The sequence below is a fragment of the Rhodococcus sp. X156 genome, assembly GCF_004006015.1.
Taxonomy (GTDB): Bacteria; Actinomycetota; Actinomycetes; order Mycobacteriales; family Mycobacteriaceae; genus X156.
The window spans coordinates 1,878,516-1,893,790 of sequence record NZ_CP034766.1; the positions used below are offsets into that span (position 1 = coordinate 1,878,516).

A 15,275-nucleotide genomic window follows, 5' to 3' on the forward strand; every position below is an offset into this window, starting at 1 on the left:
CCCGTCAGCGGGGCGCACCCGGTCATGCCCCACCGCGCCACCGCGTCCAGGGCCGCAGGGGTGGGGGTTGTGCGCTGTGCCAGTCTCCGCCCGGTCAGCGGGGGGCGTCGACCAGTCCCCCGACACCCCAGGCGGGCACGGGGCCGCCAGTGAGAGCGGGCACCGCCAGCTCGGCCAGCTCGACGAGCGCCGCACGCACCGCGTCCGCCAGCGACCACACGTCCGGCACCGCCTGCGGGCAGGCGGTGAAGCCGAAGTCGACGTGGCCGTCGTAGGACATCACCGTGATGTTCAGTCCACCGCTGACGTCGCTGATCGGCGTGAGCGGGAAGGTGCCGGTCACCCTGGCGCCGCCGGCGTACAGCGCCAGCTGCGGGCCGGGCACGTTGGAGATGAGCAGGTTGAACGGCAGCGCCACCTCGGCGGCGGCCCGGAACAGCGCGCGCGAGGCCACTCCGTGCAGCACCTGCGGAAGCAGCGCGCTCGCGTCCTCCATCAGCGAGGTGGTGGAGCCGCTGAAGCGCTCCTTGGCCGCGGCCAGCGAGGTGTGCAGCAGGCGCACGCGCTCGGCCGGGTCGGGCTCGTGGGTGGGCAGCGCCGCCAGCATGAAGGAGATCCGGTTGCCCGCGGTGCCACGCTGCTCGGGCGTGCGCACCGACACCGGCATCCCCGCCACCAGCGGCGACTCCGGCAGCGCGTCGTGGTCCACCAACCAGCGGCGCAGGGCGGTGGTGCACATGGCCATCACCACGTCGTTGACGGTGAGACCGAGGGCGTTCTTGACCGCCTTCACCTCGTCCAGGGGCACGGAGAGGAACGCGAACGTGCGCTCAGCGGTGATGCGCCGGTTCAGCGGGGTGGACGGCGGGGCGGGTGCCCGCGGGGGCCGAGGCGGGGTGCTGCGCAGGCCGGTGGCCCGGGACAACCGGGACACCGCTGACTCCAGCGCCCGCGCCCCGGGCACGCTGGCCGCCCCGGGCACGTCCAGCACGTGCGGCACCAGGTGTGGCGCGCTCCGCAGCAGCGACACGGGCAGGGTCGCGGCCCGCCAGAAGCCGCGCCCGGCCAGCTCGGCCGGTCCGGGAGCTGAGCCGCTGACGTGCGGTGCGGCCGGGCCAGGGGGTGCGACCGGGCCGGGGCACGGCGTGAGGTCCAGGATCGCGGCCATGATCTCGGCGCCGGAGACGCCGTCGATCACCGAGTGGTGGATCTTGGTGTAGATCGCCTGCAGGCCACCGGCCAGCCCGGACACCAGGTAGCTCTCCCAGAGCGGGCGGTCCCGGTCCAGCGGGGACTCGGCGAGCGAGGCCACCGCCTCGCCCAGCTGCGCGTCGCGGCCGGGGGCAGGCAGCGCCACCTCCCGGACGTGGTGGTCCAGGTCGAGCGTGCTCACCTCCTCCCAGTAGGGCAGGTCCAGGCCCAGCGGGACCTCCCGCAGCCGCCAGCGCAGCGGCGGGGCCAGGTGCAGCCGGGACCGGAACAGCTCGCGCAGCCCCGCCACGGTGAGCACCCCGCCGGAGACCTCGCTGGGGTCGACGATGAGGAGGTTGCCGATGTGGGTGGTGGTGGTGGCGTTCTCGGCGTTGAGGAACTGCACGTCCAGCGGGCTGAGCTGGCGGACCAGCCGGCCCCGGCTGGGCGTGCCCGGCGGTGCCGCGGTGGTCGCCGCGCCGGGGGCGCGCGCAGGCACCGGCCGGGTCGGGGCGGTCACCGCGGCCAGCAGCTCCAGCAGCGCGGGGATGCGGGCCAGCTCACCCTCGGTGAAGGGCGCCCAGCGCCTCCGGACCAGCAGGCGACGGCCATCCGCCAGCCGCACCACCACGGAGTGACCGCCGGCGGGGACGGCGGTGTCGGGGGTGGCGCCGGCGGGCAGGTAGGTGACCGTGTCGGCGGCCAGCACCCGGCGCATCGCCACCTGCTCGCTGCAGCGCCCGGCGAGGAGGTCGGTGGCGGCGCGCAGCACCGTGGTCTCGGTGTCCACCAGCTCCTCCACCGACGCCGGGCTCATCCCGATGAACCGCGCGCCCTGTGCCTGCACCAGCGCCACCAGCTCGGCCTCCTCGAGACCCTGGGGCGTGCGCAGCACCAGCTCGTCGACCACCCGCCCGGCCTGGTCGAGCTCGGTGGGCTCGCCGGCCACCGGCAGCACCGAGACCCCCAGCAGGTTGCACCCCCGCGCCGAGAGCGAGGTCACCAGCGCGGCCAGGGTGCCCGGCCGGTCCACCAGCTGGGCCCGCAGGCGCCACGTCTGACCGGCCGCGTGCAGCTCATCCCATTCCATGCGGCCAGTGTCGGCGGCAGAGGTTGCCCCTGCGTCACCCTGATATTTCGGGCAGGTTAGAGGGCGCGCAGACAGCGACGAGACCAGTGGAGGGAGCCGGCATGGCCGCACCGGAGGAGCGCCCGCCCCGGTCGGGGGTGCAGACCGTGGAGCTGCTCCTCGACGCGGGCCTGGACGACGGGGTGCGCCAGCTCTGGGACCGGCTGATCGCCGCCGGGCAGCACAGCCAGGGGGTGCGCACGGACAGCTCCAACCGCCCGCACGTCACCCTGGCCGTCGCCCGCCACCTCGACTCCGCGCTGGAGCCGGCGATCACCGCGGCAGTGGCCGCCGCGCTGCCGCTGCCGCTGACGCTGGGCGGGCTGCTGGTGTTTCCGGCGGGGCGGGCGACGACCCTGGCGTGTGCGGTGGTGCCCTCGGCGGCGCTGCTGGCCCTGCACGCCGCGGTGAGCGCGGTGGTGGGGGTGCACCTGCCGCACACCGCTCCCGGCGCGTGGTCCCCGCACGTCACGCTGGCTCGGCGGGTGCGCCCCGAGCAGCTGGGGCCAGCGGTGCAGGTGCTCGGCCGGGCCGAGCTGGCTGGTACCGCCGCGGCGGCCCGCCGCTGGGACGGCACCGCGCGCCGCGAGTGGCTGCTGCAGGAGCCGTGCCGCCCGCCCGCCTGAGGCACGAGCGATCAAGGCGCGCGCCAGGCACACTGGGGCCGCATGAGCTGTCGCGGGCGACGCCCCGGCGCGCCGGCGGGTCGGACCGCGAGGTCACGGACGTGCGGCGCGTCCTCCCAGTGCGGTGACCAGCTCGACCAGCAGTGCTCGCAGGGCCTCGTGGTCGGAGACCGCGCCGGCCAGCACGGCGTCGGCGTGCTGCGCGGCCACCACCTGCTCGTGCACGGCACGACCAGCGTCGGTGAGACGCACCAGCTGACGCCGCTCGTCGGCGGGATCGAGGGTGCGGGTGAGCAGCTGGGCGCGCTCGAGGCGCTCCACCGTGCGGCTGATGGTCTGGTCGGTCACCCGGCAGGCCCGCGCCAGCTCGCGCTGGGACAACGGGCCGGAGCGCAGGCTGTGCAGCGCGATCATGCCGGCGTGGGTGAGCCCGTGCCGGGCCAGCTGGGCCTCCCACGAGTGCTCCACCAGCCGGGCCGCGGTGGAGAGCAGCCGCCCGGTGGGCCAGCCCCGCACGTCCTCAGCCACCTCCGCAGGCACGTCGTCCGGCATCGCCGCTCCCCTTCCGATTGCGATGTTCAGCAGGCTGAACAATAATCCCGAACACGACGACACCCGCACGAGGCGCCGCCCGCGACCGACCCTGGGAGCACACATGCACAGCAAGCCGGCCCGCTCGAGGCGGACCCTACGATGGCTGATCCCCGCACTGCTCCTGCTGGTGTGGATCGTGATCGGCGGCATCGGCGGTCCCTTCGCCGGCAAGCTGGGCGAGGTGCAGCAGAACGACAACACGTCGTTCCTGCCCGCCGAGGCCGAGTCCACCCAGGTGGCGGAGGCCCAGCGGGCCTTCAGCGACAACCAGCTGATTCCCGCCGTGGTCATCGCGGAGAACAACGCGGGCATCACCCCCGAGGACACCGCATACCTCACCCGGGTCACCGCCTCCCTGAGTGGCACCGAGGGCATCGTGCAGCCGCCGTCCCCGCCGATCCTCTCCCCCGACGGCAAGGCCGTCGAGGTGATCGTCGGCGTCGACTCCACCAAGGACCCGGCCGAGACGGTCACCTCCATCCGGGACGCCCTGGCCGTGGACACCCCACCCGGGCTGTCGGTGTACGTCACCGGTCCCGCCGGCCAGGCCGCCGACCTCACCGAGGCCTTCAGCGGCATCGACGGCACCCTGCTGATGGTCGCCGGGGCGGTGGTCATCGTGATCCTGCTGGTGGTCTACCGCAGCCCGCTGCTGCCGCTGATCGTGGTGGTCTCCGCGGTGCTCGCCCTCGCCCTGGCCAGCGCGCTGGTGTACCTGCTCGCCAAGAACGACGTCATCACCCTCAACGGCCAGAGCCAGGGCATCTTGTTCATCCTGGTCTTCGGCGCCGCCACCGACTACGCCCTGCTCCTGGTCGCGCGCTACCGCGAGGAGCTGCAGGGCGAGGGCAACCGGTTCGAGGCGATGGGCCGCGCCATGCGCGGGGTGATCGAGCCGATCCTGGCCTCCGGCGGCACCGTGATCCTCGGTGTGCTGTGCCTGCTGTTCTCCGAGCTCAACTCCAACCGCGGGCTGGGCCCGGTGGCCGCCATCGGCATCGCCACCTCGCTGCTGGCCTCGCTGACCTTCCTGCCCGCCGCCCTGGTGCTCGTCGGGCGCAGCGTCTTCTGGCCGGCCCGACCCAAGCAGGGGCCGCGCCAGGAGTCCGGCGCCTGGTGGCGCCTGGCCGACTACGTCAGCGCCCACCGCGTCACCGTCTCGGTGGCCACCGGGCTGCTCCTGCTGGTCTTCGCCGCGTTCCTGCCCCAGCTGAAGTCCAGCGGGGTGGCGCAGTCCGACGTCTTCCTGAACCAGGCGGAGTCGGTGGAGGGCGAGGACGTGCTCAGCGCCCACTTCCCGGCCGGGTCGGGCTCACCCACCATCATCATCGCCAAGGCCGACCGGGCCGCCGCCGTGATCGACGCGGTGCGCACCGTGCCGGGGGTGAGCCAGCAGGTCGCCGAGGTCGGCGAGTCCGGCCAGCCCGGTGGTCCGGCCAAGGTGGTGGACGGCACCGTGCAGATCCAGGTGACCCTGGCCGACGCGCCCGACTCCGAGGCGGCCACCGCGACGGTGGAGCGCATCCGGGCGGCCGTGCACCCGATCCCGGGCGCCGACGCGCTGGTCGGGGGCACCACCGCCACCCAGCTGGACACCCAGACCACCTCCGAGCGCGACCGCACGGTGATCATCCCGATCGTGCTGCTGGTGGTGTTCCTGGTGCTGGCCGTGCTGCTGCGGGCCATCGTGGCGCCGCTGCTGCTCATCGGCACGGTGGTGCTGTCCTTCGCCGCCACCCTGGGTGTCTCGGCCCTGCTGTTCAACCACGTCTTCGACTTCCCCGGCTCCGACCCGGTGGTGCCGCTGTTCGGATTCGTCTTCCTGGTGGCGCTGGGGGTGGACTACAACATCTTCCTGATGACGCGGGTGCGGGAGGAGTCGCTGCGGGTGGGCACCCGGGACGGCATTCGCCGGGGGCTGGCGGTCACCGGCGGCGTGATCACCTCCGCCGGGATCGTGCTGGCGGCCACCTTCGGCTCGCTGGCGGTGCTGCCCATCCTGTTCCTGGCGCAGCTCGCCTTCATCGTGGCCTTCGGCGTGCTGCTGGACACCCTGATCGTCCGCTCGCTGCTGGTTCCCGCGCTGGCGGAGATCATCGGCCCCAAGGTGTGGTGGCCGTCCAAGCTGGCCAGCTCCCAGCCGCCGGCCGAGCCGGAGCCGGCGCTGGCCGAGCGGTCCCGCGGCTGAGCGAACCCGGGAGCGGCCCAGGTCGCCGAGGTGGCCGCAGGTACGGTCTGCGGCGTGCGCAGCAGCGGTTCCCCAGGTCCCGGCTCCCCCGCCGGGTGGTCCCGCGGCGCACTGCTGAGGCTCGCGCTGCTGGCGGTGCTGCTGCTGGTCGCGGTGGTGGTGGCGCTGACCATCTCGCTGCCCACCACCGACCAGGCCCGCCAGTGGGCGCACGACCTGGGCCCGTCGTTCCCGCTGCTGTTCGTGGTGGTCCACGCGCTCGTCACCGTCACCCCGGTTCCGCGCACGGTGTTCACCCTGGCCGCAGGTGTGCTGTTCGGGCCGTTCTCCGGGGTGGTGGTAGCCGTGCTGGCCACCACCGTCAGCGCGGCGCTGGCCCTGGTGCTGGTGCGCCACCTCGGCCGGGAAGCAGTGGCCGAGCGGCTGCGCCACGGCCGGCTGCACGCGGTGGACCAGCGGCTGGAGCAGCGGGGATGGCTGGCGGTGGCGTCGTTGCGGCTGATTCCGGTGGTGCCGTTCTCGGTGCTGAACTACTGCTGCGGGGTCTCCTCGGTGCGGATGCGCCCGTTCCTGCTGGCCACCCTGGTGGGCGTGGTGCCCGGGACCGTGGCGGCGGTGCTGCTCGGCGACGCCATGACCGGGCGCACCTCCCCGGCGCTGCTGGGGATCTCGTTGGCCTGCGGCGCGATCGGGGTGCTGGGGCTGCTGCTGGACCGGCGGACGCCCCTCGCGGCCGCCTCACCGGATTCGACAAGCCCGCATCGTTGATCTAGCTCGTTCCAGGTTGACGGCTTGACCCGCCGGCGTACTCGTCCTGGACGACAAGCCTGGGGACTGGACCTCTCATAATCAAGGCTGTACGCTTGCCCCCTGCGAGAGGGGCATCCATGTTCGTGCTGACCGTCGACCAGCGGCGCAGCCGCCGCGACGTCGACCGTGTGCCGGAGCTGTTGCGCGATCTCTCCGCCGCGCGCGTGGTGCGCCCCTTCGACCGCACCGCCGGCGACGAGGTGCAGGCCGTGCTGGACGACCCGGAGCAGGTGGTGACCCTGGCGCTGGACCTGGTGCGCCGCGAGCACTGGAGCGTGGGCATCGGCACCGGACCTGTCGAGCTGCCCCTGCCGGCCGTCACCCGCGCTGGCCGTGGGCCCGCCTTCGAGCACGCGCGCACCGCGGTGGAGCGGGCGAAGTCCGCCGTCACCCACCTTGCCGTGGACGGACCGGACGCGTCCGCCGCGGAGGCCGCCGCCACCGTCCTCGACCTGGTGGCCCTGCTGGTGCAGCGCCGCTCCCCCGAGGGCTGGGCCGCCGTGGAGCTGATCAGCACCGGCCACACCCAGAGCAGCGCCGCGGCGGTGCTCGGCGTGAGCAAGCAGGCCGTGTCGCAGCGCCTGCGGGCCACCGCCTGGCAGCAGGAGGAGGCCGGTCGCACCCTGGCGGCGTCGCTGCTGGCCGAGGCCGACCGATGAGCGTGGCGGTGCTCGTCCTGCTCGGCGTGCTGGCGCTGCTGCCCACCGCCGTGACACGGATGCCCGACCAGAGCTGGCTCCCACCGGCGCTGCAGCTGGCCGCGCTGACCGCCGCGGGCGTGCTGGCCCCCCTGGGCAGCACCCTCACCGGTGCGCCCCGTGCCTGCGCGCTGGTGCTGGGAGTCGCTGCCGCCGCGGGCGGCGCGAGCCCGGTGGTGCGCGCCGCCTTCCGCGTCGCCGGTCGGACGAACGAGGTCCCCGCACCTGACCCCAACCCGGCACCCGATCCCAACCCGGCACCGGTGCCGCAGCCCGACCCGGAGCCGGCGCCCACCCACGTGCTCCGCGGTGGCGGCATGATCGGCGTCCTGGAGCGCACCAGCGTGGCCGCCGCGGTGCTCACCGGCTGGCCCGCAGGCATCCCCATCGTGCTGGCGGTCAAGGGACTGGCCCGCTACCCCGAGCTGCGCGACCCCCGCGCCTCCGAGCTGTTCATCATCGGGACGTTCACCAGCGTGCTGTGGGCACTGGCGTGCAGCGGCGTGACGCACCTCTTGGTCACCTGACCGCTACTCCGGCGAACGAGGTCCCGGGGCAACCGGTTCCCCCGCCCTCCGGACAACCTCTAGCATTTGAGCCATGGCTGAAGACACGAAGCACGATGTAGTGATTGTCGGAGCGGGCTTCGCTGGGATCGCGGCCGCCGAGCGCCTCTCCCGCGCCGGGGTGCGGGTGCTGCTGCTCGACAAGAACAACTACCACCAGTTCCAGCCGCTGCTGTACCAGGTGGCGACGGCCCAGATCTCCGTCGCCGACGTGGCCCGACCGCTGCGCGGGATCTTCCGGGGCAACAAGCTGGTCGACGTCAAGACCGCCGAGGTCGCCAGCGTCAACCCCACCGACCGCAGCGTCACCACCGTCGACGGGATGACCTACCGCGGCACCATCCTCGTGCTCGCCGCCGGTGCGGAGGCCAACTTCTTCAACACTCCTGGCGCCAAGGAGCACACCTTCCCGCTGTACTCCGTGGACGACGCCGCTCGGCTGGCGTCCCGGATGCTCGGTGCCCTCGACAGCGCCGACAGCCTGCCCCACATGGTCGACGAGGGCGGCCTCAACGTGGTGGTCGTCGGCGGCGGACCCACCGGGGTGGAGACCGCCGGAGCCATCGCCGAGAGCATCAAGTACGTGGTGTCGGAGTACTTCACCCCGGAGTTCGCCGACATCTGCTCCGTCTACCTGGTGGACATGATCCCCACGGTGCTCGCCCCGTTCACCGACAAGTCGCAGAAGTACACCAAGAAGAAGCTGGCCGAGATCGGCGTGAAGCTCCGGCTGGGCGTGGGGGTGGCCGAGGTGGCCCCCGACCGCGTCACCCTCGCCGACGGCACCGTCATCCCCTGCCGAGTGGTGGTGTGGGCCGGCGGGCTCAAGGCCGGCGAGCTGCTGACCAGCTCCGGGCTGCCGCAGGGCAAGGGCGGGCGCATCGACGTCAACCCCGACCTCACCGCGCCTGGGTTCGACGGTGTCTACGTGCTCGGCGACGCCGCGAACATCACCGACGCCAAGGGCAACCACCTCCCCCAGCTCGGGTCGGTGGCACAGCAGGCCGGCAAGTGGGCCGCCAAGAACATCCTCGCCGACCTCGCCGGCCGTCCGCGCGAGCCGTTCCACTACCTGGACAAGGGCATCATGGCGATGGTCGGCCGGGGCGCGGCCGTGGCCGAGGTCGGGGTCAAGCGGCGCCAGCTGCAGGGCCCCATCGCCTTCGCCGCCTGGCTCGGGGTGCACGCGGTGCTGCTCTCCGGCGCCCGCGAGCGGCTCGGCGCCTTCCTCTCCTGGGGCTGGGACTACTTCACCCACAGCCGCCCGCAGATCGTCGTCTACCGCCCGGACGCCTACGCCAGTGGCTGGAACGAGACCGTGCAGCGCCCTGCGCCGCGCGGTCCCGGCGGCGGCGACGCCGCCACCACCGACGCCCCGTCCGGGGACACCCCCAGCAAGGCCGCGGCCAGCGGCGGGGACAGCCGCAGCGCCCAGGCCTAGCGGCCGCGGCCTGGTGCGCTACTGCACCGGGCCGCCAGGCAGCGGGCGTGGCTCGTCAGGGTCGTCCTCGCCGGCAGCGCCCAGCGAGGCCTGCTCCTGCCGGGTGGCGCGGTGCAGCCCCTCGGCGGCCTTCTCCGCCGCTGCGGCGCCGGTGCGTCGGGCCACCTCGTGCGGCGGCTCCACGTCGGTGCGCGCCACTGCCTCGGCCGCAGCCACGGCAGCCGCGATCTTGGGGTCGGTGGAGGTGTCGAACCAGTCCTTGACCTCCTCGGAGTCATCCTCCGGGCGGGTGCTCACCTCGTCGGCTGGGGCGGGCTCGTAGCGCAGCACCCCCTCGGCGTCGGGAGCACCCAGCATCTTGGCGAAGCCCTGCAGGGAAGAACCGAACTCGCTGGGCACCAACCACACCTTGTTGGCGTCGCCCTGGGCCATCTCCGGCAGCGTCTGCAGGTACTGGTAAGCCAACAGTTCGGGGGTGGGACGCCCGGCCTTGATGGCGGCGAACTCCTTCTCGATGGCCTTCGCCTTGCCCTGGGCGCGCAGGTACTGCGCCGCCCGCTCACCCTGGGCGCGCAGGATGCTGGACTGTCGCTCCGCCTCGGCGGAGAGGATGGCGGACTGCTTGGCACCCTCGGCCATGAGGATCTGGCTCTGCTTCTGGCCCTCGGCGGTCTTGATGGCCGACTCCCGCTGGCCCTCCGCGGTGAGGATGGTCGCCCGCTTCTCCCGGTCGGCCTTCATCTGCTTCTCCATCGACTCCTGGATGGACGGCGGCGGGTCGATGCTCTTGAGCTCCACCCGGGCCACCCGCAGGCCCCAGCGGCCGGTGGCGTCGTCCAGCACGCCCCGCAGCTGACCGTTGATGGAGTCCCGGGAGGTCAGCGTCTCCTCCAGCGTCATGCCGCCGACCACGTTGCGCAGGGTGGTGGTGGTCAGCTGCTCCACGCCGACGATGTAGTTGTTGATCTCGTACACCGCGGCCTGCGGGTTGGTGACCTGGAAGTACACGACCGTGTCGATGGAGACCGTGAGGTTGTCCTGGGTGATCACCGGCTGCGGCGGGAAGCTGACCACCCGCTCGCGCAGGTCGACCTTGGCGCGCACCCGGTCGACGAAGGGCACCAGGAAGGCCAGCTCCCCGCTGATGGTCTTGTGGTAGCGGCCCAGCCGCTCGACCACCGCCGCCTCGGCCTGCGGAACCAGCGCGATCGCCTTGGCGACCACGACCACCACCAGCACCACGATCACGGCGAGGACGATCAGTACTGCGTTCATCCTGTGCTCCTCCTGTGCGACCGAGGGCCGGCCACTCCTAGCTGCTTGCGAGACGGCTCTGGCAGTGCTGCGCCGGGACGACGCCGCGCGGGTCCGCGGAGCCGACGGGCTCGACGCTGGTCACCTCCGCCTGGTTGACGTGCAGGCCCCACCGGCAGGCGGTCTGGCCGAGCACCACGCGCAGCTGACCGTTGATGGAGTCGCGGGACGTCAGCGCCTCCTCCAGGGTGAGCCGACCAATCACGCTGCGCAGCGCGGTGATCAGGACGTGCTGCACGGAGGCCCGGTAGTCCGGGGTCTCGTAGACGGCGGCCTGGGGGTTGGCGACCTGCAGGTGCACCACCACGACCACCTCGACCACCGCGTCGTCCCGGGTGGTCACCGGCTGGGGCGCGGTGGTGACGACCTCCTCGTCCAGCCCCACCACCCCGCGCAGGCGGTCCACGCCCGGCACCAGCAGCGTCCACCGGTCGCGCACCGTGCGGTGGTGCTGACCGAGCCGCTGCACCACCGCGGCCTGGCGGGGCCCCACGTGCACCAGCGACCGGACCGCCAGCACCGCCACGAGTGCCACCAGCACCGACACCACCACAACCATGCTCATCAGGGTTCCTCCGCCACCACAGCCGTCGCTCCGTCAATCTCCAGCACCAGCACCGTCTGGCCCGGCTCCAGCACCTGGGAGCCGTCGGAGGTGCGCGCCGTCCAGGTGTCACCCGCCAGCTTGACCAACCCGCCGTGGGGGTCCACGCGCTCGAGCACCGTAGCGCGACTGCCCACCAGCGCATCCACGTTGGTGGTCAGCGCGGGCCCGCGGCGCACCCGGCGCAGCAGGGAGGGTCGCACCCCGGCCACCAGGCCGACCGACACCACGGCGAAGACGATGCCGTCCACCCACAGCGGGGCGTCGGTGACGGCCGTGACACCCGCCGCGGCCAAGGCGCCGCCGGCGAGCATGAGCAGGAAGAAGTCGCCCGTCGCCACCTCCGCGGCGGCGAGCGCGATCCCGGCGATCAACCAGATCACTGCTGCCACAGAACCATCGTCTCAGACATCGGTTTCGCTCGGTGTGAGGCGGGCCGCGCTCGCGGTCGGGCCGCTCAGCCCTGGGGGGCCTCGGTGACGAAGTCGACCAGGCGCTCCACCGCGCCGATCATCGGGGCCTCCAGGTCCCGGAAGGTGGAGACGGCGGCGTACACCCGCTGCCACCCCTCCCGTGGCGTTCCCCACCCCAGCCGCTCGCAGATGCCCGTCTTCCAGTCCTCGCCGCGCGGGATGGTGGGCCAGGCGGCGATCCCCACCGACGCGGGCTTCACCGCCTCCCACACGTCGATGTAGGGGTGACCGGTGACCAGCACGTGCGGGCCCAGCGAGCTGGTCAGCCGCGACTCCTTGGACCCGGTGACGAGGTGGTCCACCAGCACGCCGACGCGGCGGCCAGGCCCGGGCTGGAACTCCTGCAGCCGGTCGGCCAGGTTGTCGAGCCCCTCGAGGTGCTCCACGACCACCCCTTCCACCCGCAGGTCGTGGCCCCACACCCGCTCCACCAGGGCTGCGTCGTGCACACCCTCCACCCAGATCCGGCTGGGCAGCGCCGTCCTGGCGCGCAGGCCGGTCACCTCGGTGGAGCCGGACGCGCTGCGCCGGGGCTTGGCTGCGGCGGCCACCGGGCGCACCAGCGTGACCGGGCTGCCGTCGACGAGGAAGGCCGCCGGCCGCAGGCCGAACAGCCGGGTACGGCCCTTGGCGTCCTCCAGCCGGACGAAGTCGCCGTCGTAGGTCTTCTCGATGCCCACCACGGCGCCACAGAAGCCGGTGCCGGCGTCCTCCACCACCAGTCCCCGGTCGGCGGCGAGCTGGGGCACGGCGGGCTTGTGGCGGCGCTGGTGGCCGGCGTAGATGTCCCCGGCGTAGGGGTCGCGAGCGTGGGGTTCGCGCGGGCCGGCGGCACGAGAGGATCGGGTCACGGGCCATCAGGCTAGGTGGTCGTGGGTCGGCGGCGCCCGGCGCCACGCCGACCTATGCTGGGCGACTGTGTCGAACGCAAGTGCCACCCTCACCGTCTGGGCCTCTGCCTGGCTGGCGGGCGCTGCCGCCCCGGACGACGCCCTCGACGCGCTGACCGCGTGGGCACCCGTGCAGCGCGTGCACGCCGCCGATCCGGAGACCGCCGCGCAGACCGGGCTGCCCGGGCCGGGCGCCGGAACCGTGGGCGCTGCAGCGCTGTTCACCACCCTGCGGCGCAGCACCGCAGGCGGCCGGGCGGGGTCCGGCGCCGAGGTGCGGCTGGTGCTGCCGGTGGCCGGGGACGTGCGCGGCCTGCCTGCCGGGACCAGCTTCGCCCGCGCCGCGCTGGCCGCTGGGGAGGGGGTGCTGGTGCCCGACGCCGGGCTCGGCCTGGTGCCGGCCGCGGAGGGCGAGGAGGCGCTGCGCTGGGTGGTGCACTCCCTGCCCGTGGACGTCCCCCCGGCCGAGCACGTCGGGCTGGCCGAGGCCGAGCACGCGCTGCGCAGCGCGGTCCGCGACAGCGCGCGGGCCCTGGACGAGCTGCAGGTCGCCCGGGAGGACGCCACCGTGCGCCAGCGCATCGCCGCAGCGCTGCGCGCGACCCCCCAGCCGGAGTGGCCCCGTGGCGTCCCGCCCCGAGCGCTGCGGGTGCTCGACCAGGCTCAGCACGTGGGCGCGATCCTCGAGGCGGCTGCGCAGGACACGCCCGGCGGCGCGTGGTCGGCCGCGGCCGCCGACGCCCGCGAGCAGCTGTTGCGTCCACTGTGGACCGACGTGCGCACCGCCCAGCTGGCTGCCGTGGCCGAGTCGGTGCGGGTGCTGGCCGCCCACCCCTCCCAGCGCTAGCCGTCCTGGGGGCGCTGGCTCTCGGCGCGCTGGCTGGCCACCCGCTTGGCCGGTTCACAGCACCGCACCGCACATGGTGCGCCGTTGCGGGTGCAGCCGGCCGCACCCACGTCGCTGAGCCGCTGCGGGGACACCCCGTCGGTGTGCTCGCGCACCAGCTCCACCACCATCCGCGCGAAGCGAAGGTCCTCGCCCACGGTGGCCGCCCGCTCCAGCGCCATGCCCAGCTCGGCAGCCAGGTCCACCGCCTCGGTGTCCAGGTCCCAGACCACCTCCAGGTGGTCGGCGACGAAGCCGATGGGGCTGACCACCACCGCGGGCACCCCACGGGTGTGCAGGTCACGCAGGTGGTCGAGGATGTCGGGCTCCAGCCACGGCACCTGGGGCGGGCCGGACCGGGACTGCCACACCACGTCGTGCTCGGCCACCCCGGCCTCGGCCGCAGCCAGCCGAGCCGCCTCGACCACCTGGCGGGAGTAGCGGCGGCCACCCTCCTCGGGCGGGCCCGAGGCCAGGTCGGCCGAGTCGGGCACCGAGTGCGCGGTGAAGACCACGCGAGCCTGCGCGCGGTGCTCGGCGGGCAGTCGCTGCACGGCCGCGCGCACCGCGTCGGCCTCGGCGGCGACGAACAGCGGGTGGTCGAAGAACTGCCGGAGCCGGGTGAGCTGGGGGGCGCCGGCGCCCACCGCGTCGCGGGCGCGGGCGATGTCCTCCTGGTACTGGCGGCACCCGGAGTACCCGCCCCAGGCCGAGGTGGCGAGCACCAGCGCGTTGCGCACCCCGGCGGCTGCCATCTCCGCGACGGTGTCCTCGGCCATGGGGTGCCAGTTGCGGTTGCCGAAGTACACCGGCAGGTTCAGGCCCTGCTCGGCCAGCTCGGCCTCCACCTCACCGATCAGCTTGCGGTTGAGCGCGTTGATGGGCGAGACCCCGCCGAAGTGCCGGTAGTGCTCGGCCACCTCCGCCAGCCGCTCCGGCGGGATCCCCCTGCCCCGAGTGACGTTCTCCAGGAACGGGATGACGTCCTCGGGGCCCTCCGGACCGCCGAAGGACAGCACCAACAGCGCGTCGTAGCTCTGGGATTCGCTCACGCTGCCATTGTGGCCGCCCGGTGCGGAGCGCGCTCAGACACCCATCGCGTGGAAGCCGCCGTCGGCCATGATCATCGAGCCGGTGGTGGTGGGGAACCAGTCCGAGAGCACGCCGCACACGGTCTTGGCCACCGGGAGCACGTCGTTCTTGTCCCATCCCAGCGGGGCGCGCTCCTCCCACGGCTGCTGGAACTGCTCGAAGCCGGGGATGGAGCGAGCCGCCATCGTGGCCAGCGGACCGGCCGCCACCAGGTTCACCCGGATGCCCTTGGGGCCGAGCTCGCGGGCCAGGTAGCGGCTGGTGGACTCCAGCGCCGCCTTGGCCACACCCATCCAGTCGTAGCCGGGCCAGGCCTGCCGGGCGTCGAAGTCCATGCCCACCACGGAGCCACCCGGGCCCATCAGCGGCAGGCAGGCCACCGCCAGGGACTTCAGCGAGTAGGCGGAGATCTGCACGGCGGTGGCCACGTCCTCCCACGGCGCGTCCAGGAACCCCCCGCCCAGGCAGGACGGCGGTGCGAAGCCCACCGAGTGCACCACGCCGTCCAGGCCGTCCACGTGCTCCCCGACGCGGGCAGCCAGGGAGTCCAGCTGCTCGGTGTTGGCCACGTCCAGCTCCACCACCGGCGCCGGCTCGGGCAGGCGCTTGGCGATGCGCTCCACCAGGCTCATCCGGCCGAACCCGGTGAGCACCACGGTCGCGCCCTGCTCCTGCGCCACCCGGGCGGTGTGGAACGCGATGGAGGCATCGGTGATCACTCCGGTGATCAGCAGCCGCTTGCCCTCGAGCAGTCCGCTCACGTCGGTTTCCTC

Annotated in this window: 15 protein-coding genes; 7 read left to right on the forward strand and 8 right to left on the reverse strand. The window is 73.6% G+C overall.

Annotated features, from left to right (window positions below; genetic code table 11):
* Positions 1–94: 94 nt before the first annotated feature.
* Positions 95–2,281 (reverse strand): wax ester/triacylglycerol synthase family O-acyltransferase, encoded by a 2,187-nt coding sequence (locus ELX43_RS08875; RefSeq protein WP_127783066.1) that lies wholly within the window; start codon positions 2,279–2,281, stop codon positions 95–97.
* 101 nt (positions 2,282–2,382) lie between these two features.
* Here ELX43_RS08875 and ELX43_RS08880 point away from each other — a divergent pair, with 101 nt between their 5' ends.
* On the forward strand, positions 2,383–2,946 hold the full coding sequence (locus ELX43_RS08880; protein ID WP_127783067.1) for a 2'-5' RNA ligase family protein: 564 nt from the start codon (positions 2,383–2,385) through the stop codon (positions 2,944–2,946).
* 93 nt (positions 2,947–3,039) lie between these two features.
* On the opposite strand, the gene ELX43_RS08885 is transcribed toward ELX43_RS08880, so the two are convergent.
* Positions 3,040–3,498 carry a MarR family transcriptional regulator gene (locus ELX43_RS08885; RefSeq protein WP_127783068.1) on the reverse strand — a complete coding sequence of 153 codons (459 nt, stop codon included), beginning with the start codon at positions 3,496–3,498 and terminating at the stop codon, positions 3,040–3,042.
* Between the two features lie 103 nt (positions 3,499–3,601).
* On the opposite strand from ELX43_RS08885, the gene ELX43_RS08890 reads away from it, so the two are divergent.
* The 5 genes from ELX43_RS08890 to ELX43_RS08910 all read left to right on the forward strand — a co-directional run bounded on the left by ELX43_RS08890 (position 3,602) and on the right by ELX43_RS08910 (position 9,243).
* Positions 3,602–5,728, forward strand: a complete 2,127-nt coding sequence (locus tag ELX43_RS08890) for an efflux RND transporter permease subunit (RefSeq protein WP_127783069.1) — start codon at positions 3,602–3,604, stop codon at positions 5,726–5,728.
* Between the two features lie 54 nt (positions 5,729–5,782).
* Entirely contained in the window at positions 5,783–6,496 is a 714-nt protein-coding gene (locus ELX43_RS08895) for a TVP38/TMEM64 family protein (protein ID WP_346773843.1), read from the forward strand.
* A 119-nt stretch (positions 6,497–6,615) separates the two neighbouring features.
* A complete protein-coding gene (locus tag ELX43_RS08900; RefSeq protein ID WP_127783070.1) occupies positions 6,616–7,197 on the forward strand; it encodes a hypothetical protein in 582 nt (193 codons plus the stop codon).
* Positions 7,194–7,763 carry a hypothetical protein gene (locus ELX43_RS08905; RefSeq protein ID WP_127783071.1) on the forward strand — a complete coding sequence of 190 codons (570 nt, stop codon included), beginning with the start codon at positions 7,194–7,196 and terminating at the stop codon, positions 7,761–7,763. Before ELX43_RS08900 ends, ELX43_RS08905 begins: the two co-directional genes overlap by 4 nt.
* Positions 7,764–7,836: 73 nt before the next feature.
* Entirely contained in the window at positions 7,837–9,243 is a 1,407-nt protein-coding gene (locus tag ELX43_RS08910; protein WP_127783072.1) for an NAD(P)/FAD-dependent oxidoreductase, read from the forward strand.
* An 18-nt stretch (positions 9,244–9,261) separates the two neighbouring features.
* On the opposite strand, the gene ELX43_RS08915 is transcribed toward ELX43_RS08910, so the two are convergent.
* From ELX43_RS08915 to ELX43_RS08930, 4 genes are all read right to left on the reverse strand, one after another.
* On the reverse strand, positions 9,262–10,518 hold the full coding sequence (locus tag ELX43_RS08915) for an SPFH domain-containing protein (RefSeq protein WP_127783073.1): 1,257 nt from the start codon (positions 10,516–10,518) through the stop codon (positions 9,262–9,264).
* A 37-nt stretch (positions 10,519–10,555) separates the two neighbouring features.
* A complete protein-coding gene (locus ELX43_RS08920; protein ID WP_127783074.1) occupies positions 10,556–11,122 on the reverse strand; it encodes an SPFH domain-containing protein in 567 nt (188 codons plus the stop codon).
* Positions 11,122–11,553: an NfeD family protein gene (locus ELX43_RS08925; protein ID WP_127783075.1), complete on the reverse strand. Its 432-nt coding sequence runs from the start codon at positions 11,551–11,553 to the stop codon at positions 11,122–11,124. Before ELX43_RS08925 ends, ELX43_RS08920 begins: the two co-directional genes overlap by 1 nt.
* A 65-nt stretch (positions 11,554–11,618) precedes the next feature.
* Entirely contained in the window at positions 11,619–12,485 is an 867-nt protein-coding gene (locus ELX43_RS08930) for a DUF3097 domain-containing protein (RefSeq protein WP_127783076.1), read from the reverse strand.
* A 67-nt stretch (positions 12,486–12,552) separates the two neighbouring features.
* Here ELX43_RS08930 and ELX43_RS08935 point away from each other — a divergent pair, with 67 nt between their 5' ends.
* A complete protein-coding gene (locus ELX43_RS08935; RefSeq protein ID WP_127783077.1) occupies positions 12,553–13,371 on the forward strand; it encodes a hypothetical protein in 819 nt (272 codons plus the stop codon).
* On the opposite strand, the gene ELX43_RS08940 is transcribed toward ELX43_RS08935, so the two are convergent.
* Entirely contained in the window at positions 13,368–14,462 is a 1,095-nt protein-coding gene (locus ELX43_RS08940) for a ferrochelatase (protein ID WP_127783078.1), read from the reverse strand. The genes ELX43_RS08935 and ELX43_RS08940 overlap by 4 nt on opposite strands.
* Positions 14,463–14,495: 33 nt before the next feature.
* On the reverse strand, positions 14,496–15,263 hold the full coding sequence (fabI, locus tag ELX43_RS08945; protein WP_127783079.1) for an enoyl-ACP reductase FabI: 768 nt from the start codon (positions 15,261–15,263) through the stop codon (positions 14,496–14,498).
* Positions 15,264–15,275: the final 12 nt, after the last annotated feature.

What these genes read in the sequence shown, in the direction of transcription:
- ELX43_RS08875 (WP_127783066.1), bottom strand. Translation starts at nt 2,281, where the DNA reads ATGGAATGGGATGAGCTGCACGCGGCCGGTCAGACGTGGCGCCTGCGG.
- ELX43_RS08880 (WP_127783067.1), top strand. Translation starts at nt 2,383, where the DNA reads ATGGCCGCACCGGAGGAGCGCCCGCCCCGGTCGGGGGTGCAGACCGTG.
- ELX43_RS08885 (WP_127783068.1), bottom strand. Translation starts at nt 3,498, where the DNA reads ATGCCGGACGACGTGCCTGCGGAGGTGGCTGAGGACGTGCGGGGCTGG.
- ELX43_RS08890 (WP_127783069.1), top strand. Translation starts at nt 3,602, where the DNA reads ATGCACAGCAAGCCGGCCCGCTCGAGGCGGACCCTACGATGGCTGATC.
- ELX43_RS08900 (WP_127783070.1), top strand. Translation starts at nt 6,616, where the DNA reads ATGTTCGTGCTGACCGTCGACCAGCGGCGCAGCCGCCGCGACGTCGAC.
- ELX43_RS08905 (WP_127783071.1), top strand. Translation starts at nt 7,194, where the DNA reads ATGAGCGTGGCGGTGCTCGTCCTGCTCGGCGTGCTGGCGCTGCTGCCC.
- ELX43_RS08910 (WP_127783072.1), top strand. Translation starts at nt 7,837, where the DNA reads ATGGCTGAAGACACGAAGCACGATGTAGTGATTGTCGGAGCGGGCTTC.
- ELX43_RS08915 (WP_127783073.1), bottom strand. Translation starts at nt 10,518, where the DNA reads ATGAACGCAGTACTGATCGTCCTCGCCGTGATCGTGGTGCTGGTGGTG.
- ELX43_RS08920 (WP_127783074.1), bottom strand. Translation starts at nt 11,122, where the DNA reads ATGAGCATGGTTGTGGTGGTGTCGGTGCTGGTGGCACTCGTGGCGGTG.